This window comes from Mesorhizobium sp. P2_F7 (genome assembly GCF_056403695.1).
This window is the reverse complement of the sequence record NZ_JBFUFA010000009.1, coordinates 34,597-56,387: the sequence shown is the minus strand read 5'-3', so window position 1 is coordinate 56,387 and position 21,791 is coordinate 34,597. Positions and strand designations below refer to the sequence as shown.

21 protein-coding genes are annotated in these 21,791 nt (G+C 63.8%); 14 read left to right on the top strand and 7 right to left on the bottom strand.

Annotation, left to right across the window (positions count from 1 at the left end; translation table 11 throughout):
• The first annotated feature begins 25 nt into the window (after positions 1-25).
• Complete coding sequence (locus AC1DZ8_RS24650; RefSeq protein ID WP_477307703.1) at positions 26-1,132, top strand: flavin-containing monooxygenase; 1,107 nt, start codon at positions 26-28, stop codon at positions 1,130-1,132.
• 200 nt (positions 1,133-1,332) lie between these two features.
• Here AC1DZ8_RS24650 and gcvA read toward each other — a convergent pair whose 3' ends face one another.
• Entirely contained in the window at positions 1,333-2,226 is an 894-nt protein-coding gene (gcvA, locus tag AC1DZ8_RS24645; protein WP_477307705.1) for a transcriptional regulator GcvA, read from the bottom strand.
• Between the two features lie 129 nt (positions 2,227-2,355).
• Here gcvA and AC1DZ8_RS24640 point away from each other — a divergent pair, with 129 nt between their 5' ends.
• On the top strand, positions 2,356-3,060 hold the full coding sequence (locus AC1DZ8_RS24640) for an SDR family oxidoreductase (protein ID WP_477307707.1): 705 nt from the start codon (positions 2,356-2,358) through the stop codon (positions 3,058-3,060).
• A gap of 93 nt (positions 3,061-3,153) precedes the next feature.
• Here the strand turns inward: AC1DZ8_RS24640 and AC1DZ8_RS24635 are convergent, their stop codons facing one another.
• From AC1DZ8_RS24635 to AC1DZ8_RS24620, 4 genes are all read right to left on the bottom strand, one after another.
• Complete coding sequence (locus AC1DZ8_RS24635) at positions 3,154-3,741, bottom strand: DUF922 domain-containing Zn-dependent protease (protein ID WP_477307709.1); 588 nt, start codon at positions 3,739-3,741, stop codon at positions 3,154-3,156.
• Positions 3,742-3,748: 7 nt separating this feature from the next.
• Complete coding sequence (locus AC1DZ8_RS24630) at positions 3,749-4,135, bottom strand: hypothetical protein (protein WP_477307711.1); 387 nt, start codon at positions 4,133-4,135, stop codon at positions 3,749-3,751.
• Positions 4,136-4,203: 68 nt separating this feature from the next.
• On the bottom strand, positions 4,204-5,484 hold the full coding sequence (locus AC1DZ8_RS24625; RefSeq protein WP_477307829.1) for a D-tagatose-bisphosphate aldolase, class II, non-catalytic subunit: 1,281 nt from the start codon (positions 5,482-5,484) through the stop codon (positions 4,204-4,206).
• Positions 5,484-6,470: a tagatose kinase gene (locus AC1DZ8_RS24620; protein WP_477307713.1), complete on the bottom strand. Its 987-nt coding sequence runs from the start codon at positions 6,468-6,470 to the stop codon at positions 5,484-5,486. Before AC1DZ8_RS24620 ends, AC1DZ8_RS24625 begins: the two co-directional genes overlap by 1 nt.
• A gap of 295 nt (positions 6,471-6,765) precedes the next feature.
• On the opposite strand from AC1DZ8_RS24620, the gene AC1DZ8_RS24615 reads away from it, so the two are divergent.
• From AC1DZ8_RS24615 to AC1DZ8_RS24590, 6 genes are all read left to right on the top strand, one after another.
• A complete protein-coding gene (locus AC1DZ8_RS24615; RefSeq protein WP_435053367.1) occupies positions 6,766-8,085 on the top strand; it encodes an ABC transporter substrate-binding protein in 1,320 nt (439 codons plus the stop codon).
• 212 nt (positions 8,086-8,297) lie between these two features.
• Positions 8,298-9,068, top strand: coding sequence for an L-iditol 2-dehydrogenase (locus AC1DZ8_RS24610; protein ID WP_477307715.1), 771 nt, complete (start codon positions 8,298-8,300; stop codon positions 9,066-9,068).
• 36 nt (positions 9,069-9,104) lie between these two features.
• Positions 9,105-10,118, top strand: a complete 1,014-nt coding sequence (locus AC1DZ8_RS24605) for a zinc-dependent alcohol dehydrogenase family protein (protein WP_477401765.1) — start codon at positions 9,105-9,107, stop codon at positions 10,116-10,118.
• A 144-nt stretch (positions 10,119-10,262) separates the two neighbouring features.
• Positions 10,263-11,273 (top strand): LacI family DNA-binding transcriptional regulator, encoded by a 1,011-nt coding sequence (locus AC1DZ8_RS24600; RefSeq protein WP_477307831.1) that lies wholly within the window; start codon positions 10,263-10,265, stop codon positions 11,271-11,273.
• 76 nt (positions 11,274-11,349) lie between these two features.
• A complete protein-coding gene (locus tag AC1DZ8_RS24595; protein WP_477307719.1) occupies positions 11,350-11,979 on the top strand; it encodes a glutathione S-transferase family protein in 630 nt (209 codons plus the stop codon).
• Between the two features lie 148 nt (positions 11,980-12,127).
• Complete coding sequence (locus AC1DZ8_RS24590; protein WP_477307721.1) at positions 12,128-12,370, top strand: hypothetical protein; 243 nt, start codon at positions 12,128-12,130, stop codon at positions 12,368-12,370.
• A 10-nt stretch (positions 12,371-12,380) separates the two neighbouring features.
• On the opposite strand, the gene AC1DZ8_RS24585 is transcribed toward AC1DZ8_RS24590, so the two are convergent.
• Positions 12,381-12,878 (bottom strand): N-acetyltransferase family protein, encoded by a 498-nt coding sequence (locus AC1DZ8_RS24585; protein ID WP_477307723.1) that lies wholly within the window; start codon positions 12,876-12,878, stop codon positions 12,381-12,383.
• Positions 12,879-12,948: 70 nt separating this feature from the next.
• Positions 12,949-13,956 (bottom strand): aldo/keto reductase, encoded by a 1,008-nt coding sequence (locus AC1DZ8_RS24580; protein WP_477307725.1) that lies wholly within the window; start codon positions 13,954-13,956, stop codon positions 12,949-12,951.
• Between the two features lie 814 nt (positions 13,957-14,770).
• Between AC1DZ8_RS24580 and AC1DZ8_RS24575 the strand changes: the two genes are divergently transcribed.
• From AC1DZ8_RS24575 to AC1DZ8_RS24550, 6 genes are all read left to right on the top strand, one after another.
• Entirely contained in the window at positions 14,771-14,995 is a 225-nt protein-coding gene (locus AC1DZ8_RS24575; protein WP_181060457.1) for a hypothetical protein, read from the top strand.
• A 46-nt stretch (positions 14,996-15,041) separates the two neighbouring features.
• Complete coding sequence (ligD, locus tag AC1DZ8_RS24570; protein ID WP_477307727.1) at positions 15,042-17,531, top strand: DNA ligase D; 2,490 nt, start codon at positions 15,042-15,044, stop codon at positions 17,529-17,531.
• Positions 17,532-17,885: 354 nt separating this feature from the next.
• Entirely contained in the window at positions 17,886-18,806 is a 921-nt protein-coding gene (ku, locus tag AC1DZ8_RS24565; RefSeq protein WP_477307729.1) for a non-homologous end joining protein Ku, read from the top strand.
• The gene (locus AC1DZ8_RS24560; protein ID WP_477307731.1) at positions 18,803-19,924 is read left to right on the top strand and encodes a tetratricopeptide repeat protein; all 1,122 of its coding nucleotides are present in this window, start codon (positions 18,803-18,805) and stop codon (positions 19,922-19,924) included. The genes ku and AC1DZ8_RS24560 overlap by 4 nt, the downstream gene beginning before the upstream one ends.
• A 207-nt stretch (positions 19,925-20,131) precedes the next feature.
• On the top strand, positions 20,132-20,770 hold the full coding sequence (locus AC1DZ8_RS24555; protein WP_477401762.1) for an alpha/beta hydrolase family protein: 639 nt from the start codon (positions 20,132-20,134) through the stop codon (positions 20,768-20,770).
• 156 nt (positions 20,771-20,926) lie between these two features.
• Positions 20,927-21,697, top strand: coding sequence for an exodeoxyribonuclease III (locus AC1DZ8_RS24550; protein WP_477307733.1), 771 nt, complete (start codon positions 20,927-20,929; stop codon positions 21,695-21,697).
• The last annotated feature ends 94 nt before the right edge of the window (positions 21,698-21,791 follow it).

The window sequence follows — 21,791 nt, the reverse complement described above, 5'->3', positions numbered from 1 at the left end:
CCAGGCCCGGCGGGAGGAGAATCGCTTGGACACGACTGTCGTCATTGTCGGTGCCGGCCCGGCCGGCTTGGCGGTCGGCGCCTGCCTGAAGCGGGCAGGGGTGGATTTCGCCATCCTCGAAAAAGCCGGGGAGGTGGCGCCCGCCTGGCGACGTCACTACCGGCGGCTGCACCTGCATACGGTGAAGTCGTTCTCCTCGCTGCCGTTCCTGCCATTTCCGAGGGACTATCCGCGCTACGTGCCGCGCGAACTGGTGGTTCGTTACCTCGACGACTACGCTCGAAAATTCGATCTGCGTCCGCGCTTCGGGGTGACGGTGACAGCCATTCGCCGCGCCGACGGCGCATTTCTGGTCGAGACCGGATCGGAGAGCCTGAAGGCGCGCCATGTCGTCATCGCCAGCGGCAACAATGCCGAGCCGATCATTCCCAGGCTCCCCGCCATCGAGGCCTTCAAGGGCGAAGTTCTGCATAGCGCCGACTATACGCAGGCTGCTCCTTACACCGGCCGCTCGGTGCTGATCGTCGGCATGGGCAACACCGGCGCCGAGATCGCGCTGGACCTTGCCGAAAGCGGTGCCAAGCCCACCATTTCGGTGCGCAAGGGCGTCCACATCGTGCCGCGCCAGCTGTTCGGCGTGCCGATCCAGATGGTCGGCATCGCCAGCCGGCCAATGCCCCAGGCGCTGAACGACTGGATGTTCCCGATCATCCTCGATTTCGCCCTGGGCAAACTCGAAAAGTACGGCATCGTGCGGCCGAAACAGGGCATCCTGCAGCAGATCGACGAGGTCGGCCGCATCCCGGTCATCGATGTCGGCACGGTCGACGCCATCACCAAAGGCGCCATCAAGATCGCGCCCGACATAGCGCGCTTCACCGAACACGGCGCGCTATTCGCCGACGGCAGGCAGGAAGCGTTCGACGCCGTCATCCTCGCCACCGGCTACCGTCCGGGCTACGAGAATTTCGTTCCGGCGGAGTTGCAACCGGAACGCAGCGGCGTCAACGCCCGCTCCTCGCAACTCGGCCTCTATCTCGTCGGCTTCTACAATCCGGTCACCGGCCTGCTCCGGGAAATCGGCCGCGAGGCGATAGCGGTTGCGACTGACATTGCGCGGCGGGGCGGTTAGTGAGATCTGCCGGCTAAGCTGCTGATCTCCCCCCTTGCGGGGGAGATGCCCGGTAGGGCAGAGGGGGGTGCTGTCCCTCCGGCCTGTCAAAGTATCGGTCACGCCCCGGCTCAAGGTGGGGGCGGACAAACTCGAACGCCGGCATTCCTTCACACCCCCTCTGGCCCGCCGGCCATCTCCCCCGCAAGGGGGGAGATCAGCTATCCTACATCCCCCTCATCCAGCAGCCATTGCCGCACCGCTTGAGTCGGCTCTGGGTGCCGCTGCTTGCGTGGTACCACGACATGGAAATCCTGCGTGCCGCGCATTTCAGCACGCAGCGGTTGCACCAGCCGGCCGGCGGCAATGTCGGCGGCAACGAGGAAGCGGCTGGCCAATGCGATGCCCTGGCCGGCAATGGCGGCGTCGATCGCCAGGCCGGTCTGGTTGAAGCGCATGCGTTTGGCCTCTGTGGCCATCTTCAGGCCGAGCGCTTTCTCCATGAACTCCGGCCACAGATTGTGCGCGTCGTGCAGCAGCACGTGATGCTGGATGTCGGACGGCGCGATCTCGTTGGCGCCGGCCAGCAGCAGGGCAGGGCTGCAGATGGCCACGATCTGCTGGGGAAACAACAGGTCCACCATTAGGCCGGCGCCAAAGGGCGGGCGGCCTTGCCTGACCGCGATATCGACGCCATCGGCCTGGAAACTCGACAGGCTTTCACTGGCGAGAATCCTGAGATCGACCAGCGGATTGTGCGCCACGAACTCCGGCAGTTTCGGGATCAGCCATTTGGTGGCAAAGCTGGGCGTGACGCTGATCGTCAGCCGCGCCGGTTCGGGGCGCAGCAGCAAGGTGGCCTCCGAGATCAGATCGAAGGCGCGGCGGATGTTCGGCACATAGGCGCGGCCTTCGTCGGTCAGCGCCAGGCCGCGCGGCAGACGCTCGAACAGTTTTGCGCCGAGATCGGCTTCCAGCCCGCGTATATGCTGCGCCACCGCCCCTTGCGTCACGTTCAGCTCCTCGGCGGCGATGCGGAAGTTGAGGTGGCGCGCGGCGGCCTCGAAGGCGCGCAGCGCATTCAACGGCGGCAGGCTGAGGAAGGCTTCGGGCATGCAGTAGTTTTTCTACAGCTTGATTTCAGGCTTTCTGGTTCGAACCAGATAACAAAACCGGTTATAGCATTGGTTGGACATCGGAAACATGGGCGTTCGGAGCCCCGCCAACCGCGAAGGAAAATCGAGATGAGTGTAGAAAAAGTGGCAGTGGTCGTGGCCGGTGGCAGCGGCATGGGTGCGGCAGCGGCCAAGCGCCTGGCGGCGGATGGTTTCAAGGTTGCGATCCTGTCGTCCTCCGGCAAGGGCGAGGCACTGGCCAAGGAGCTTGGTGGTCTCGGCGTCACCGGCTCCAACCAGTCGAATGAGGATCTGCAGCGGCTCGCCGACCTGACGCTCGAGCGCTACGGCCGCATCGACGTGCTGGTCAACAGCGGTGGCCACGGACCGCGCGCACCGATCCTCGAGATCACGGACGAGCAGTGGCACACCGGCATGGATGTCTATCTGCTCAACGTCATCCGCCCGGTGCGCATCGTGGCGCCGCAGATGGTCAAGCAGAAGGCCGGCGCCATCATCAACATCTCGACCGCCTGGGTGGCCGAGCCGAGCCCGATGTTCCCGACGTCCGCCGTGTTCCGCGCCGGCCTTGCCGCCTACACCAAGATCTTCGCCAACACTTACGCCGCCGACAATGTGCGCATGAACAACGTGCTGCCCGGCTGGATCGACAGCCTGCCCGCCACAGAGGAGCGTCGCGACTCGGTGCCTATGCAGCGCTACGGCACCTCGGAAGAGATCGCCGCGACCATCGCCTTCCTCGCGTCCGAGGGTGCCGGCTACATCACTGGCCAGAACATCCGCGTCGACGGCGGCATCATCCGCGCCATCTGATCAAAGAGGGTCAAAGCGTGATCGCCAGATCGCAAAAGATCGCGATCAAACAAGGAGATAGAGTCGCATTCTGACTCTGTTTGCTATGCGGCTCTATTTCCCGGTCACCAGATTGAAGACCAGCTGCCGCAGATTGCCGCCGGGACCGAATTCGACCTTGTCGAAGTCGCGGCCGGCCTGGCGCTGCGCCAGCGAGATTTCGGCAAGCTGCCGGGTCAGTTCGGTTCGGATCTTGCTGCAGCCCGGGTCATCAGTGACGGTCAGCCCGACGCTTACCGCTTCGATCTTGTGCACCATCTCGACGATCGCCGCGCCATGCACCTTTTCATGGGCGGCGAGCCCGGCGGCGAAAATCTCCCAGCTCTTCTGCACGGCAGGCGGCAGCGGCTCGGCCGGCTTGGGCAAGGTGTAGGTGATGATGAGTTTCGGCCGCGCTGATCGCAGCACGCAGGCGCCGCCTTGCGGCTTGTAGTCCCTGGTCCATGTCAGCTTGAAATTGGTGTGCGCAATGACCCGGCCTTTGCCCAGCAAGGGGCCCGCTTCACCGATCGAGGCGTAGAGTTCGGGGCCGCTCTGGCCCGATATGTCATAGGTTTCGACCTTCTCGACCGGCTTCCAGTCGGCGCGTGCGGGCGAGGCAAGGAGCAAGGCCAGCAGAAAAGAGGAAACAGCCGTCTTCATGCGCACGTCAGAGGGGCTCGGTGCGGGTGAAGATCGGTCCGTAGTGAGGATCGTCGACCTCAGCGAAATCGTGCGTGCGTAGGAAATGCTGCAGCTTCGGATTTGGTTTGGCGCATGTGAGGGCATGGATGTTCCAGCGGATCGACCGGAATTCCCGGTCGGCCGCATAGGCGCGAAGCAGCTTCGACAGCACCAGCAGAACGCCTTCGCCGCCGCGGTCAATATGCGCAAGGTTGATGATGAGGTCGTCCTCTGTGCGGTTGAATTCGGCGAGGATGACGGCGCTGCCCATGGCGAAGGAGATCGGCCCGGAAAAACCAAGCAGCTGATCCTGTTCCTCGCGCGGCAGCGCTTTCAGAAAATCCAGCGAGAAGCCTTCGATATCGATCTGCATGCGGCCACCTTCGGTTGCGCCTCTGCTCTAGCATCGCGCGCGCCGGCTGACAAAGTGGCTTCGGGTTCTTAGTCCTTGCCGCCGCCGCAAGCGGCGTCGTAGTCGGCCAGCACCTGGCCGATCGCAGCGTGGAAAATCGCCTCGGGATTGCCGGCTGATCCAAGCCCGGCCGGCAGTGTCGGCAGGAATTGCCGCATCAGCGTTTCGGGAATGGCCACGTCGGTGAGCGACTTGCGCAGGCGGTCGACGGCGGCGATGGCGGTGGGGTTGCTCCAGTAGTAGCGGATCCGGTCGCTGTAGCTGTAATGCCGCTGCAGATAGAGGTCCGCTTCGCTGCCATGATAATGGCTGTGCCAATGGCCGGGTGCTGCCAGCATCACGCGCTCCATCGTGTGGGCGAGTGGCCTCTCGCCATAGTCGGCGACAATTTCGGAGGCGATCAGGTCGAGACCGTAAAACGCCTCGCGCAGGGCAAATGTCAGGCCTGGACCTACTTTAAGGATCGGAAAGCCGTTTGCGACGAGAGCTGTCAGCGCTGTGCGGCTCTGATAGTCGGTCGAATGCGCCTCATAGACGAGCGAGGATTGCTCATCGAGCAATCCGGTCAGGCCTTTCGACCTTTCGGGCGCGTAGGCGACGACATTCTGGCTGCCGAATTCCACGCCCGGCTGCACCACCACGGCGATGACGCGGCCAAAGGCGTCCGTCAGTCCTTCGCGGGCAAAGATGTCGCGATGAATCTCGATCGTGCGCCGCGCCGCTGCCGCTTCCGTAGGCTTCAGCTCGCTGATAGCGTGATCGACGCCGCCCGGAGCGGGAACCTCGGTGCCGATAATGTAGACCGGCAATATGCCACCGCGCGCGAGCGCTGCCTTTTCAGCCGCCTTGGCCAACCGCGCCGCCCGGGTGGCGATGGTCTCGTCGTCCAGTGCCGCCGGCTCGCCGGCGCAGCCCATCGAGGCGTCGAGATGGATCTTGCTGAAGCCGGCCCAGACGTAAGCCGTGACCATGGCTTCGGCCTTGCTCATCGCCTTTGCGGCCGGTTCCGCACGCCACGGGTTCGGTCCGAGATGGTCACCGCCAAAGATGATGCGCCGGGGGTCGAGACCTTCCCTGCTGGCGATCTCCAGCACGAAGGCGACGAACAGGTCCGGGGTCATCCCGGTGTAGCCGCCGAACTGGTTGACCTGATTGCAGGTTGCCTCGATCAGCAGGGTGGCTTCCTTGTCCGTGACGGCACGCCTGATCGCCGTCTGGATCACTAGCGGGTGCGCCGAGCAGATCGAGGTGATGCCGTAGGGTGTTCCGTTCCGGCGGGCAGCGGCGAGACCGGCGAGGGGATTGGCCATCATGTCCGCCTCGCTGTTCCCTTGATGAAATCGTCGAGCCCGTCGAAGCCGGCAACACCTTCCATCGGGCCTTGCCGCGTGACGTTGCGGGCGCCGGCGGCATTGGCATAAAGCAGCGCCTTGCCGGGCTCCATTCCCTTGCGCCGGCAACTCAGGTAGGTGGCGCCGAAACAATCGCCGGCGCCGGTCGGGTCGACTTCCTCGACAAGGAAACCGGCGCAGTCGATCCGGGTACCATCGCCGCCGAACCAGGACGAGCCGGCGGCGCCGCGCTTCAGCACGATCTCGCCGACGCCCCGGGCAAACAGTGCCGTCACCGCCTGATGCTCGTCATCGACGCCGGCCGCGGCCAGCAATTCGTCGCCGGACGGCAGCAAAAGATCGGCATCGTCGACCAGCGTCGAAAACAGCGCGCCGTCGGCGCCGTCGATCAACTCCTTGCGCATATTCGGGTCGAAGGAGGTCGAGCCGCCACGGGCGCGAACCGCCTGCACGGCGTATGTGACAATTTCCCTCAGCCCGGCCACCGACAGCGTCGATCCCATAATGTGCAGATGGCCGGCTCTATCCGCCAGCAGACGTGCAGCGGCGGTAAGGCGGATCTGCCCGGCGGCGGATTCGGCGATGTTGTAGACAAAGTCCCGGCCGCCATCCGGCCTATAGCGCACGAAGGCGCATCCGGTCGGGAAGCGGTCGCTGACATCGACGGCAGAGATGTCGACGCCGTCGCGCTTCAGTCTTTCCAGGTTGAGCGTGCCGAAATCGTCACGCCCGATGCAGCCGATAATGCCGGCGCCGCCGCCCAGCCTGCCGACTTGGTCGATGAAGATCGCCGGCGCGCCGCTCGGGAATGGCCCCGTCAGCGTCTGCGGTTCGAGGAAGCCAAAACCCCGTTCGGTCGCCATGATTTCGACCAGGATTTCGCCGGCCACAATCGTTGGCCCCGCGGCCTCGGCGGCGATCTCGCTGCGGCGCGAAAGGCTCATGCTTGCAAATCCTTCTCTCCCCAGCCGGACCGCGCGCGGATCATGACGGCGTGTACCAGGCTACAGTCGAGGTAAATCGCCGGGAGAGTGAAGTCAACACAAACTGAACGTGCGTACATTTATTTTCATTCGCATGCAGCCTTATTGGGTTGCTTCGCCGAACCGTAGCCATTGCGGCAAGCGACCCTTGTGCCAAAAATCGCCTAGTGCCGAGCTTGACTCGCCTGTCTCCAAGCGCAATAAAATATATACGCATGTTCACTTACACATGCGCATTCGTAAAGGAGGAGACGAAATGCCAATTGGTAAGCGTATTGGAATTTTCGCCGCGTCGGTCGCTGCGTCGGCACTGGCGACGGGTGCCGCCCTGTCCGAGGAAATCACTGTGGCGACGGTCAACAATGGCGACATGATCATCATGCAGAAGCTGTCGCCGGAATGGGAGAAGGCGACCGGCAACAAGGTCAATTGGGTGGTGCTCGAGGAAAACGTTCTGCGCGAGCGGGTCACCACCGACATCGCGACCAAGGGCGGCCAGTTCGACGTGCTGACCATCGGCGGCTACGAGACACCGATCTGGGGCAAGAGCGGCTGGCTGACATCGCTCAACGATCTCGGCGACGACTACGACTATGACGATCTGATCGCGCCGGTCCGCAGCGGCCTGACGGTCGACGGCAAGCTCTATGCCGTGCCCTTCTACGCCGAAAGCTCGTTCACGCTCTACCGCAAGGATCTGTTCGACGCCGCCGGCCTGAAGATGCCGGAGCAGCCGACCTATGACCAGATCACGGAGTTCGCCGACAAGCTCACCGACAAGTCGAAGGAACAGTATGGTCTGTGCCTGCGCGGCAAGCCGGGCTGGGGCGAGAACATGGCCTTCCTCGGCACCCTGATAAACACATTCGGCGGCCGCTGGTTCGACATGGACTGGAAGCCGCAGCTCAATTCGCCCGAGTGGAAAAAGGCGATCGGCTGGTATGTCGACACGATGAAGAAGGATGGACCTCCGGGCATCAGTTCCAACGGCTTCAACGAGAACCAGACCTTGTTCGCCTCCGGCCACTGCGCCATGTGGATCGACGCCACGTCGGCGGCGGGTCGCGTCTATGATCCGAAGCAAAGCCAGGTTGCCGACAAGGTTGCCTTCGCCAAGGCGCCGGTGGCGGTCACTCCCAATGGCTCGGCGTGGGGCTGGGCATGGAGCCTCGCCATCCCGACTTCGACCAAGAAGGCAGATACCGCAAAGTCATTCGTCAAATGGGCAACTTCGAAAGCCTATGTCCAGCGCGTCGGCGAGACCGAAGGCTGGGTCGCGGCGCCTCCGGGAACGCGCAAGTCCACCTATGCCAGTGCCGACTACCAGAAGGCGGCGCCCTTCGCCGCGACAGTGCTTTCGGCGATCGAATCCGCCGATCCGACCAAGCAGACCAAGGATCCGGTTCCCTATACCGGCATCCAGTTCGTCGCCATTCCTGAATTCCAGGGCATCGGAACCGAGGTCGGTCAGGCGATTGCCGCAGCGGTCACCGGCCAGCAGTCGGTCGATGATGTGCTGAGCGGCGCCCAGGCCTCGGTAGAGAAGACTATGACGGAGGCGGGTTACATCAAATAGGCGCGTTCAAGCCAGGGACGGTGCGTGTGCCGTCCCCGGCGATCCGGGCCTGGAAAAACCTCCCATTGCAGCAGGCCCGGAGGATGCACGGACCCGCCCCACAGCGGGTCCGTGTTTTCCTTGCAGGCGGCGAAGGCCGGGCCATGCTTGCCTTGACGACGCGCCGGCCGCCAATTGGCGGCACATCTTTCGAGAACTCGGGAAAAATTGAAATGAGACTGAAAAACAAGATTGCCCTGATAACCGGCGGTGCGCGCGGCATTGGCCTCGGCTTCGCGCAAGCCTATGCGCGCGAAGGCGCCAGGGTGGTGATTGCCGATATCGACGTCGAGCGTGCGACGCGGGCGGCCGCTGCGATCGGCCCTTCGGCCAGCGCCGTCAAGCTCGACGTCACCGACCTCGCTGCGATCGACAGGATCGTCGCCGAGGTCGACCGCGATTTCGGCGGCATCGACATTCTCGTCAACAATGCGGCCATCTTCGACATGGCGCCGATCACCGATATCACCGAGGCAAGCTACGATCGCGTCTTCGCCATCAACCTCAAGGGGCCGCTGTTCATGATGAAGGCGGTGGCCAATGTGATGATCGCGCGTGGCCGCGGCGGCAAGATCATCAACATGGCGAGCCAGGCCGGTCGCCGTGGCGAGGCACTGGTGACGCTTTACTGCGCCTCCAAGGCGGCGGTCATCTCGGCGACGCAGTCGGCGGCATTGGCGCTGGTCAAGCACGGCATCAACGTCAATGCCATCGCGCCCGGCGTCGTCGACGGCGAGCACTGGGATGTCGTCGACGCCCATTTCGCCCGCTGGGAGGGCCTGAAGCCCGGCGAGAAGAAGGCCGCCGTGGCGAAGTCGGTCCCGATCGGCCGTTTCGCCCAACCCGAGGACATTGCCGGGCTCGCCGTCTTCCTGGCCTCGTCCGACAGCGACTACATTCTGGCACAGACCTACAATGTCGACGGCGGCAACTGGATGAGCTGAAGCGCTCTCCAAGCCGCATCGCCAAGGGAGATTGACATGAAGGCCATCCGATTTACCGCCGCGGGCGTTGCCGGCATGGCGGAGCTGGACCTGCCAGACATCAAGCCGGGCCACGCTCTGGTGCGGGTCCGCGCCGCAGGGCTTTGCCACACCGATATCGAGGTCCTGCATGGCCGCTACGGGGAGGGCGCGTTTCCGCTGGTCCCCGGTCATGAATATGCCGGCACGGTGGAGGTGGTCGCCGACGACGTGACCAGCGTCAGGCCCGGCGACCGGGTCGCCGTCGATCCCAACATCCCGTGCGGGCATTGCCCCGCCTGCAGCAAGGGCCTCACCAATCTGTGCGCCAGCCTGAAAGCCTATGGCGTGACCGCAGATGGCGGCTTCGCCGAGTTCAGCCTGGTTGCCGTCGACCATCTGCACGGCATCGGCGATCTCGGTTTCGCCACGGCGGCGCTGGCCGAGCCGCTCGCCTGCGTGCTGAACGGCCTGGGTAGCGCCGGCATTGAGGCCGGTAAATCCATACCCGGCACCGCGCTGGTCTTCGGTGCCGGGCCGATCGGCCTGCTGCTGGCCCTCTCGCTCCGGGCCAAGGGCGTCGGAAACGTAGCGGTCGCCGACATCAGCGAGCAGCGGCTTGCCTTCGCCGAAACGCTCGGGCTCGAGCCGCTGGTGTCCGGATCGCAGGCGCTGTCGGGGCGGGCGCGCGGCTTCGATTTCGTTGCCGACGCCACCGGTGTCGCCAAGGTGGTCGAGGGCATGATCGGCTTCACCGCTGATGGCGGCACGGCGCTCGTCTTCGGCGTCTGCGCACCCGACGCCAGGATTTCGGTCGCCCCGTTCGAGATTTTCCGCCGCCAGATCAGATTGGCAGGATCGCATTCGCTCAACCGCAATATCCCTCAGGCGCTCGACATCCTAAGCCAAGACGACGGCACGATGGCGCGGCTGGTCAGCCACCAGCTGCCGCTTGCCGAGCTGCTGCCGTTCTTCGCCAAGGGCGGCAGTGATCCGGCAACAATGAAGGTACAATTCTCTGCGGAACAGTAGAATCCGCATGGGCCGCTGCCATGGGCAGCCAGGCTGGGCCATGCGGGAATGACTGTTGGCTTCGCCTTTCCGAAAAAACGTGACTCATCTATCAAGATGACAGTCCGGACAGGGAGCGTGTGAATGGCAAAGACGATCAGGACGATGGAGGACTTCTCCGACTTCGTCGGTCTGTCGCGCACCACCGTCTCCAAATATTTCAACGACCCCAATTCGGTCCGCAAGAACACCCGCAGCGCCATCGAGGCGGCGCTGAAGAAATCCGATTTCCGGCCGAGCATGTTCGCCGTCAATCTCAACCGCCGCCGCAGCAACATTTTGGGCGTCATCATTCCGAACTCGACCGATCCGTTCTACATGGCGCTGACGCGCCGCATCGAGCTGATCGCCAACGAAGCAGGCTTCCTGGCGTTTGTCCTTTCCTCGGACGGGCGCGCCGAAATGGAGGACCAGGCGATCCAGACGTTCAGGTCGATGAACATCGCCGGCGCCATCATCGCGCCGCTCGGCGTGCGGTCGCACCACCGGATCCTGGCCGAGCTCGGATCGAGCATTCCGCTGATCTACGTCGACTCGCCGCTCGACGATACCTCCTCCTTCGTCGGCACCGACAACAGGCAGAGTTTCAGGCTGATCGTCGACTATCTCTGCCGCTCCGGCGAGCCGCCCTGCTACTTCGCCATGCCGCTGGTCAACAACAACGCCTCAGCGCGGCAGGATGCATATGTCGAGGCCATGCAGCAGTTCAAGATGACGCCTGAAATCGTGCCTGTCACTGATGCGCGGTCGTGGGATTTCGAAAAATTCGGCTTTGACGAAGCGCTGCGTATCCTGAAGTCACAGGGCTTTCCGACCAAAACGGTGCTTTGCGCCAACGACCGTGTTGCCTTCGGCGTGCTCGCCGCTGCCTATCAGCTCGGCCTGAAGGTTGGCCATGGCGCGGATTGTGACCTCAGAGTCGCCGGGCACGACGACCATCCGCTGTCACGCTACGCCTGCCCGCCGATCACGACAGTCGCGCAGAACTACAACGAGATCGGCCGCCTGGCGATCGAACTTCTGCTGCAGCGGCTGGATGAAAAATCGCCGGCCGCGAAACCCGGCAACGGCCGTATCCTGCTCAACGCCGAGCTGATGCTGCGCAGCTCGGCCTGAGGCGAGGCAGCAGGAATCGGGTGGCGAGTTTCGCGGCGGCGTGCAAACTGATGCCGCTCGTACCAGAGGGACAGCCATGCTTAAGCTTCATGACTATCTGCCGTCGCAAAATGGCTGGAAGGCGAGGGTCGTGCTCGGGCTGCTCGCCATTCCCTATGAGAGCCGCCTTGTCTCGATCTTCGAGGGCGAGAGCCACACAGAGGCCTTCCTGAAGCTCAACCCGGCCGGTGCCGTTCCCGTGCTCGAGCTCGAGGATGGCCGCGCGATTGCTGAATCGAATGCCATCCTGATCTATCTCGCCGAAGGCACGCCGTTCCTGCCGGCCGATCGCTATGTCAACGCCAAGATCATGCAGTGGCTGTTCTTCGAGCAGTATCATGTCGAGCCAGTCATCGGCTCGCTGCGCTTCTGGACATTGACGGGAAGGCTGGAGCGCAATCAGGCCATGGTCACGGCCAAGCGCGAGGCCGGCGCCCGCACGCTTGCCGCGCTGGAGCGCAGCCTGAACGATACGCCTTTCCTTGTCGGCGACACGCTCACCATCACCGATATCGCCGTCTATGCCTACAGCCACCTGGCCGAGGATTGCGGCTATGCGCTGGCGGATTTTCCGGCGGTCCTTGCCTGGATGCGTCGGGTGGCGGATGCCATCGGTCCGGGCTATCCCGTGCATGTCTACGGCATCGATCCGCATTCGGGTGCCTGACGGCAAAAGCCGCGCGTTCACCTTGTCTGGTCGAAAACAAGACCCAGATTCTGCTTTGTCGGCGGTTTTCGAGCTCGCAATCCGCCGGCTGGATGCCGGATCCCGGCGTCATCTCGACGACAGGCCGGCACCTTGCATGGAGGTGACCATGACACGCGACGACATCATTTCGGTGTTGGGGCCGGTAGACGAGGCGGTCATTGCCGACATCGCGCTGACCGACGCCAGCCTTGAAGAACCGCGCGAGGCCTTCGCCTGGCTCGGTGCCGACGAGGCGCTGGTCAACGAGGGCCGCCCCTTGCCGGGAACGAAGGTGGCGCGGCTGATCGAAATTCTCGATATGCCGGACGACGAGGACGGGCCGGTGGTGCCGGCGATGGGGCTTCAGTAGGGCCTCATTTCTATGCCCTCGACAGCAGCCTGCGCATGATCACTGAGGCATGGCCGCCGACGCCGTGCGCGGCCGGGCGGCGCTCGACCATTTCGAAGCCGTGCTTGCGGTAGAAGGCGATCGCCCGGTCGTTGCCCTCTATCACTTCCAGCGCAATGCTGGGGATGCCGGCATGGGCGGCGAGCACAGCGTGCAGCAGGTCGGTCGCGAGCCCGCTGCCGAACTCGGTCCTGTCGATATGCAGCCGGTCGAGCATGACGTCGCCACGATTGTCCATCGCCGCCATCGCGTAACCGGCAATCGAGCCGTCCGGCCGCTCGGCCACGAACGACATCTTGTTGTCATCCAGCAATTCGGCCGCCAGCCGCTCGGGTGCGTGCTTGTCGTCGGAGAGCCGCGCGGTGGTCTCGGGCCCCATGATCGGCGAATAGGTGCGCCGCCAGGATTCACCCAACAGCCGCGACACCGACGGCACGTCTCTTGCGGTCATGGCTCTGATCTGGGTCATTGCGACGATCATGCCAAGATCGCGCCGGCAATCAAGAGCCGCGCAAGGGTACGAAAGGAGGGAGATCGCGCTACCTGTCGATCGTCGTCATTACCCGCTCATTGTAGCGCGGGCCTGCGACCTTGCCCGGCGCAAGCGCCGCGTCGAGGGCCTGCATCTCGGCGGGGTCGAGCTTGATCGCCGCCGCCGCGACATTCTCCTCCAGATATTTTCGCCGCTTGGTGCCGGGGATCGGCACGATGTCGATGCCGAAACTGTCGCCCTTGGCGAGCACCCAGGCCAGTGCGATCTGCGCGGGCTTTACCCCTTTGGTCGCGGCCACCTCGTGCACCGCGGCGGCTGCCGCGACATTGGCGTCGAAATTGGCGCCCTGGTAGCGCGGGTCGCCGCGCCGGAAATCGCCTTCGGGATACTCCTCGGCGCGCTTGACGTCGCCGGCAAGAAAACCGCGGCCGAGCGGCGCGAACGGCACCAGGCCGATGCCGAGTTTTTTGAGCAACGGGATGATCTCCGGCTCCAGGTTGCGCTCCCACAGCGAGTATTCGCTCTGCAGCGCCGACACCGGATGCACGGCATGCGCGCGGCTGATGTTGGCCGCACCCGCCTCCGACAGGCCGAAGAAACGCACCTTGCCCTCGGCGACCAGCCGGCCGATCGTACCGGCGACGTCTTCCATCGGTACCGCAGGGTCGACGCGGTGCTGGTAGTAGAGGTCGACATGATCGGTGCCGAGCCGCTTCAGCGAGCCTTCCAGCGCCTCGCGGATATGCGCGGGCCGGCTGTTGCGCTCGGTGCCGACCTGCCTGCCGTTTTCGATGCGGAAGCCGAATTTGGTGGCAAGCGTCACAGCATCGCGCCGGCCCTTCAGCGCCCGCCCAAGCAGTTCCTCATTGGCATAGGCGCCGTAGACTTCGGCCGTGTCGAGAAAGGTGCAGCCGAGTTCGATGGCGCGGTGCAAGGTGGCGATCGATTCCGCCTCGTCGGCTGGCCCGTAGGACTGGCTCATGCCCATGCAGCCGAGGCCTATCGTTGAGACACGCAGCCCCTGGCTGCCGAGTTTGTGTGTGGTCAGGGTCATCTGCAGTCTCCTTTGGGCAAGAAGGAAACTATAGGAGCCGCTCGCTCAACTTCCAGAGACGCTCTGCGGATTCTGGGTCGATGGCATAGGGCATCACGCCCAGCGTCCCGGGCAGGCGGACGCCGCCTTGCATCGGCAGCACGCCGCTGTCATGGTTTCTTCTCCAATGCCTTCAAGCGCATCACCGGCAGCGCTCCGAACATCTATCGCAGTACGGTGCGGAGGCGCCGACACTTGGCGGCGGAGTGAACGAAGGCACTCAGGCCGGATAGACGATATACAGGGCCAGCTTTCGAAATATTCAGTCTGGAGAGTGGGTGGAAGGCTTTCCCTTCAGTGGACGCCTCCCTGCCTCCGAACCAAACGGTCCTGTCTGCGTATCAGCCTGCCATAGTCCTGGGCGGGCAGATTTGCTGCGGGCAAAGCTGTATGCATAGATACGTCCTCCGACCTCGTCGGTGACGCGGATCCAGTCCATTTCCCAGTTTCGAAGTGTGATCCCTCGATCCGTCGACATCGTGGCAGCTCTGAACGGGCTCGGTGCGTCGATATTGCGCTCTGCAATCACCTCGTCTCCGTCCATTTCTTCAACAAGGTATGTTTGTCTCACTGTCGCCCCCATCTGATCAGGTGGTCCACTTAGATTGCTTCACGCCGCACAAATGTAATCAGGATTGCGAGACAGGAATGTGAATGTCGCCACATCGACGTTGGCGGAACAAGCGGGAGTTCCTCGCGAAAATTGACAGAACACCGGATCTCCAGCATCCTGATAGGGTCGCGATGTCTTGCGGCTCTTGTGTATGAGTGAGCCATGGCCAGTTCCGTCACCAGCCAGAATTCCAAGCGCGCTGCGGTTCGCAAGGCGCTCGACCGTCACAAGGTGTATGTCACCGCGCAAAGCTTTTCCGGCGGCGTCTACTCTGCCCGCGTGCTGGTCGATGGCGAAGCCTACTGGGTCGACGAGTTCCGGCTGAGCCAGCTTCAGGGCGGTCTTTCCCCGGCCGAGCTCGACCTGACGCCGGCCACCGACGATTGAGCTGCCATCGATTGAGCACCGCCCGCATCCCGCCTAGCATGCGGACATGACCGCCCCGCCCAAGCTCAGAGCCTATCGCGCCAAGCGCGAATTTTCGAAAACGCCGGAACCGGCGGGCGGGCTCGTTTCGGGTGATGGCAACCGCTTCGTCGTCCATAAACATCACGCAACCGCCGACCACTATGATCTGCGCCTGCAGGTCGGCGGCGTGCTGAAGAGCTGGGCGGTGCCGCGCGGGCCTTCGCTCAACCCGGCCGACAAGCGGCTTGCCGTCGAGACCGAGGATCATCCGCTCGAATATATCGACTTCGAAGGCGTCATTCCCGAAGGCGAATATGGCGGCGGGCCGATGATCGTGTGGGACACCGGCACCTGGGCGCCGATGGACGATGTCGACAAGAGTTTGCGCACCGGCGCGTTCAAGTTCCGGTTGGCAGGCGAAAAACTCAATGGTGGCTGGATGCTGACTCGGCTTAAGCCGAAGCCCGGCGAGGATGAGAACAAAAAGAACTGGCTACTGTTCAAGGAGCGCGACCTCGCTTCCGATGCCAAGCTCGACATTCTCGAAGCGCGCCCGGAAAGCGTGAAGTCGGGCCGCCGCATCGAGGAATTGGTGGCGCCGCTGAAGAAGCCGGCGCGCCTGCCGCCAAGTCCCGGCTCGCTGAACCCCGGCGCGCTGCCCGGCGCGGTGAAAGGCGATCCGCCGTCGCGTATCGAGCCGCAGCTCGCCACACAGGTGCCGAAGCCACCGGGCGGGCCGGTGGAGGATACGGGCGAACTCTGGCTGCATGAAATAAAATTCGACGGCTATCGCACCATGGCGCATGTCGCCGACGGCGAGGTCCGCCTGATCACCCGCGGCGGCATCGACTGGACGAAGCGCTATGGCGACCTGCCGCAGGCCTTTTCGCGCCTGCCGCTCAGCCAGGCGATCATCGACGGCGAGATCATGGTGCTGGACGAGAAGGGCATTTCGCGTTTCGCGCTGCTGCAGGACGCGCTATCGGCGGGTGCGGGCTCCAAATTGCATTTCTATGCCTTCGACCTGCTGCATCTCGACGGCTGGGACCTGCGCAAGGCGCCGCTCATAAAGCGCAAGGCGCTGCTCGCGGAGCTACTCGCAGGGATGGGCGCCAACTCCGCCATCCAGTTGAGCGATCATGTCGACGGCGACGGGCAGGGGCTCTATGATCAGGCGACCGAACACGGCCTGGAAGGCATCGTCTCCAAGCGCGCCAACGCCATTTACCAGAGCGGCCGCACCAAAAGCTGGACCAAGGTCAAGGCGCTGGAGAAGGGCGACTTCGTCATTGCCGGCTACACCATCTCCGATAGGGCGGAGGGATTGGCCGCGCTCGGCATGGCCGAATTCGAGGATGGCGAACTGCACTATCGCGGCAAAGTCGGCACCGGCTTCGATGCCGCAACGGCAAACGAATTGCTGGCACGGTTGGAGCCGCTGCGCGATGGCGCGACCCCACCCGAGGGCGTGCCGCGCGAAATCATGCGCGAGATGAAATGGGTGCGGCCGCTGCTGTCGGCCCGCATCCACTATGCCAACCGCACGGCGGACAATGCGCTGCGCCACGGCGTGTTTCGTGGCCTGCGAGATGTCGGCCTTTCGACACCGGTGTCACCGAAGCGCAAGCGGCTGATCGCCGAGGCAGACCTCGCCGCCATCTGGGTGACCAATCCCGAGCGCCGGCTGTTCGGCAAGACCGGGCCGACCAAGCTCGACATCGCCGTCTACTACGCGCTGGTCGGCGACTTCATGCTGCCGCACATTATGGGTCGCCCGGTGTCACTGGTGCGCTGCCCGACCGGCCTGCCCAAGGACTGCTTCTTCCAGCGCCATGCCTTCACCGGCATGCCGCCTTCGGTGGTGACATTCGATAGCGTCAATTCCGAAGGCGAGACCAAGTGCTTCCTGTCGGTCGAGGGCGCAAAAGGCTATCTGGCGCTGGCGCAGTTCGGCGTCGTCGAGTTCCACACCTGGGGCACGCACCGCTTGAGCCTCGACAAGCCCGACCTGATCGTCTTCGACCTCGATCCGGGCGAGGGCATTGCCTGGCGCGATGTGGTCGAGGCCGCCGTCCACATCAAGGGCCAGTTGGAAGGGCTCGGCCTGGTGCCGTTCGCCAAGACATCCGGCGGCAGCGGCATCCACATCACGGTGCCGGTCACGCAAAAGCAGAACTGGAAGAAGCTGCACCAGGCAACCAGCGCCATCTCCACCCATCTGGCGGCCAGCGCGCCCGACACCTTCACCACCACCATGGGCAAGGAAAACCGCAAGCGCCGCATCTTCATCGACTATCACCGCAACGCCCGCGGCCACACCTCCGCCGCCCCCTATTCGCTGCGCGCCCGCACCAACCTGCCGGCCTCGACGCCGGTGAGCTGGGCAGACCTTGAGGCGATCGATGCGCCGCAGGATCTGAACTACTCCTCGCTGCCGGGCTTGCTGGCGACGTCGGGCGATCCCTGGGCGGACATGGAGGATTTCGCAAGGGATCTGCCAGTTTTCAAGGCCTGAGTTCCTCGCCCCCACAACGTGGGGGAGAGGTGTCCGCGCAGCGGACGGAGAGGGGGCTGCGCCGGCGTAGCGGATTGGGCACTCAAGAAACATCGGTCCGCGCCATTCCCCCTCTCCGTCTCGGCTTCGCCGAGCCACCTCTCCCCCGCTCCGCGGGGGCGAGGGACCCAAGTCCATCGACGCTTCAGACAATTTGAATTATTCTCGGACCAAGACCTCCAAGGCGACCGGAAGATTTCGCTAGGGATTTGCCTGTATCGTACGGGGTCGGTGTAGGATTTCCTCGGCGCCAATCGTCCTACGGACGAAAAGCGCTGCAGTTGTTGTCAGTTCATGGCCGCGTAGGAGTAGATCATGGCGCCCAGGGCAAGTTGGAAAGGTTACCTCAAGCTCAGCCTCGTCAGCTGTCCGGTCCGGCTCTATCCGGCAACGACGACAAGCGAGCGCATCTCGTTCAATCAGCTGCACAAGAAGACCCACAACCGCATCAACATGAAGCCGGTCGACCCCGAACTGGGGCTCGTCGAGCGCTCGGATCTGGTCAAGGGCTACGAGTACGAGGACAAGCAGTACATCATCATCGATGATGCCGACCTCGACGCGGTGCGCATCGAATCCAACCACACCATGAACATCGAGGCCTTTGTCGATGAAGACGAGGTCGACGTCATCTACCAGGATGCGCCGTACTACATGGCTCCGGATGGCGCCATGGCCGAGGAAACCTTCGCCGTGCTGCGCGAAGCCATGCGCAAGTCCGGCAAACTGGCGATCGCCCGCCTTGTCCTGTCCAGCCGCGAGCGCGTGGTGACGATCGGTTCGCGCGAGAACGGCATGTTCGTCTGCACCTTGAGGAATCCGAACGAAGTGCGTGGCACGGCTGAATATTTCGGCAACATCCCGGCCGGCAAGCCTGACGCCGAAATGCTGCAATTGGCCGAAGCGCTGATCAAGCAAAAGGAAACCACTTTCGATCCGAAGAACTATGAGGATCGCTACGAGATCGCGCTGATGACGATGATCCGCGAGAAGCTCAAAGGCCACAAGCCGATCATTGCGGCAGCCCCCGAGCGCGGCAATGTCATCAACCTGATGGATGCGCTGAAGGCGAGCCTGTCACAATCGGCCAAGCCGCCGGCCAAGTCGAAGAGCAAGGCCGACGAGGCGGAGAAGCCCGCCGCCAAAGCAAGCGGTGCTAAGACTGGGGCAGGTGCGGCCAAGGAAAACCCGTTGAAGGCCAATCTGCTCAAGGCCGTCGGCAAGAGCAAGGGGTGACGGCGCCGACCGGTACAATCCCGGGCGCCGTCTTCGGCACCATCGGTGCGTTGGCGGCGTTCCCGCTGCGGCTCGCCGCGCGCGAGGTCGAGCGCCGGCATGGCCAGTTGCGGCGCGGCGTCACCCGACGCACCAGCCATGTCGTGTTCGGGCGCACGCTGCTCGCGAAGGCCGGTATGGCGAAGGCCGGCGATGCCGAGATCGAGCGCCGCATCTCAGCCGAGCGCGCCGCCGGGCGAACACTTCTTAGCGAGAACGGCTTCCTGCGCCTGCTCGGCTTGATGAAGGCGCCGGAGGCGTCTTCGCTGTCCAGGCAATCGCTGATCGACCAGTCGAAACTGTCGGGCGCCGATCTCGACCTGCTCAGCGTGTTCGACGCGTTCGAGCATGATTCAGAACCCTATTCCTTCCGCGACCTGATCCTCGCCCGCAAATATGCCGGGCTGGTCGCCGGCGGCGCCTCATGGGGCGCGATTGCGCGCTCGGTGCACCGCTCCGGCCCGGTCGCCTCGCTCACCGCCAAGTCGCTCAATGTCGGGTCGCAGCATGGCCGGCCCGATGCGATCTATCTCGAAGGCGGCCAGAGCGAGCTTGACGGCCAGCTGCTGTTCGATCTCGGCAGTGCAGCCGGCGACGACACGCTGGAGGACTTGTTCGCCGAGGCTGAAGGCGCGGAAGAGGAGGGCCGGCACGACGACGCCGCCACCCTTTACCAGCGCTGCCTCAGTATCGATCCGAGCGACGCCATCGCCGCCTTCAACCGTGCCAACTGCCTGCGCGCCGCCGGCCGCACAGCCGAGGCCGCTCATGACTATGCAAGGGCGATGAAACTCGATCCGGCCTTCGTCGAGGCATGGTTCAATCTCGCCGGGCTGATGAGCGACGAAGGCAAGATCGCCTCGGCGCGCAGGCACCTGCAAAAGGCGATTACCCTCGACAAGAGCTATGCCGATCCGGTGTTCAACCTCGCCCGGCTGGAATTCGACGCCGGCAATCTGGCAGAGGCACGGCGGAACTGGGTGCGCTATCTCGAACTCGATGCCGACTCCGAATGGGCGCGCACGGCACAAAAGGGCATACAGTTCGTGGATCTGCAGCTGGCACGGACGGCGGGGTGAGATGTTAGCGCGTGAACACCCCCCTCTGTCCTGCCGGACATCTCCCCCTCAAGGAGGGAGATTGGCTGTCACCTGCGGCTTCGCCAACGGCGGCCGTTGGAAATTAGGCGCGGCGGGGACGCTGCTAATCTCCCCCCTTGAGGGGGAGATGTCCGGCAGGACAGAGGGGGGTGTGAAGGAACTCGATCTCTCCACCGAGGCCAYCCCATGACCACCTTCCTCTTCGACGGCTTCGACACCGCCCCCGTCACCATTCTGCTAGCCCATGGCGCCGGCGCGTCGATGGATTCGCCTTCGATGACCGCCACCGCCAAGGCACTGGCCGCGGCTGGCTTCCAGGTCGCGCGGTTCGAATTCCACTATATGGCGGCCCGCCGCTATGGCCATCGCAAGCCGCCGCCGCGCGCAGAGACGGTCAACCCGGAATACGTCAAGGCAATCGCCGATCTGAGAGCCAGGGGCGTCACGGGGAAGCTGATCATCGGCGGCAAGTCGATGGGCGGGCGCGTCGCCTCGATGGTCGCCGACGAAATGTTTGCCAAGGGCGAGATCGCGGGTCTCGTCTGCCTCGGCTATCCCTTCCATCCGCCGGCCAAACCCGAGCAACTCAGGACCAAACATCTCGCCGGTCTCAAGACGCCGACGCTGATCTTCCAGGGCACGCGCGACGAGTTCGGCACGAAGGGCGAGGTCGCAACCTATGGCCTTTCCGACGCCATCGAAGTGATCTGGCTGGAGGATGGCGACCACGACCTGAAGCCGCGCAAGAGCGTGTCGGGCTTTTCGACCGCGGATCATCTGAAGACGCTGGCGGAGACGGTGAAGGCGTGGCGGATCGTTTCCTGATCGCCGCCCCAAGGTCTGTTGAGATTCGGGTCAGGCCGAGTCGAAAATGGTTGATACCGAGAACCGGAGCGGAGCGTACTAAAAGTACGTGAGCACCGGAAGCGCAGGTGTCAGCCATTTGCAGGCCGGCATCACCCGAATATCAGCGGACCTTGAATGAAACTCGCTTCGTTCAATATCAACAACATCAACAGCCGGCTGCAGAACCTGTTGGCATGGCTGGCGGCAGCCAAGCCCGATGTCGTTTGCCTGCAGGAGTTGAAGGCGCGCGACATGCAGTTTCCGCGCACGGCACTGGCCGACGCCGGCTATGGCGCCGTGTGGAAGGGCGAGCCGACCTGGAACGGCGTTGCCATCCTGGCGCGAGGATCGGAACCGGTGCTGACCGCGGACACGCTGCCCGGCGACGACGCCGACAGGCAGAGCCGCTACATCGAGGCGGCAGTGAACGGCATAGTCATCGCATGCCTTTATGCGCCCAACGGCAACCCCCGGCCGGGGCCGAAATTCCAGTACAAGCTGGCGTGGCACGAACGGCTGGAGGCACATGCCGAACAGCTGTTCGACACCGGCCTGCCGGTAGCGCTGGTCGGCGACTACAACATCGTGCCCGAGCCGCGCGACATCTATGCCACCCGCTCCTATGACGACAACGCGCTGGTGCAGCCGGAAAGCCGGGCGTCCTTCCAGCGTCTGCTCGAGCAGGGCTGGACGGATGCGTTGCGCAAAAAGTATCCCAAGGAAACGCTCTACACATTCTGGGATTACCGCCGCAACCGCTGGCCGCGCGACGCCGGCTTGAGGCTCGACCACATTTTGCTGTCGAAGAAACTGGCGCGCCGCCTCACTGCTGCCGGCATCGATCGTGATGTTCGCGGGCAGGACGGCGCCAGCGACCACGCGCCGGTGTGGGTGGAATTGCAGTGAGCCTGGTGTGTTGGATATTGTGAGCCTTGCGCTGCTCATTTGAAGTCCATTGTCAGGCATCGCATAGATTTCTTCTGCGGCGCAAGCCCTTTCA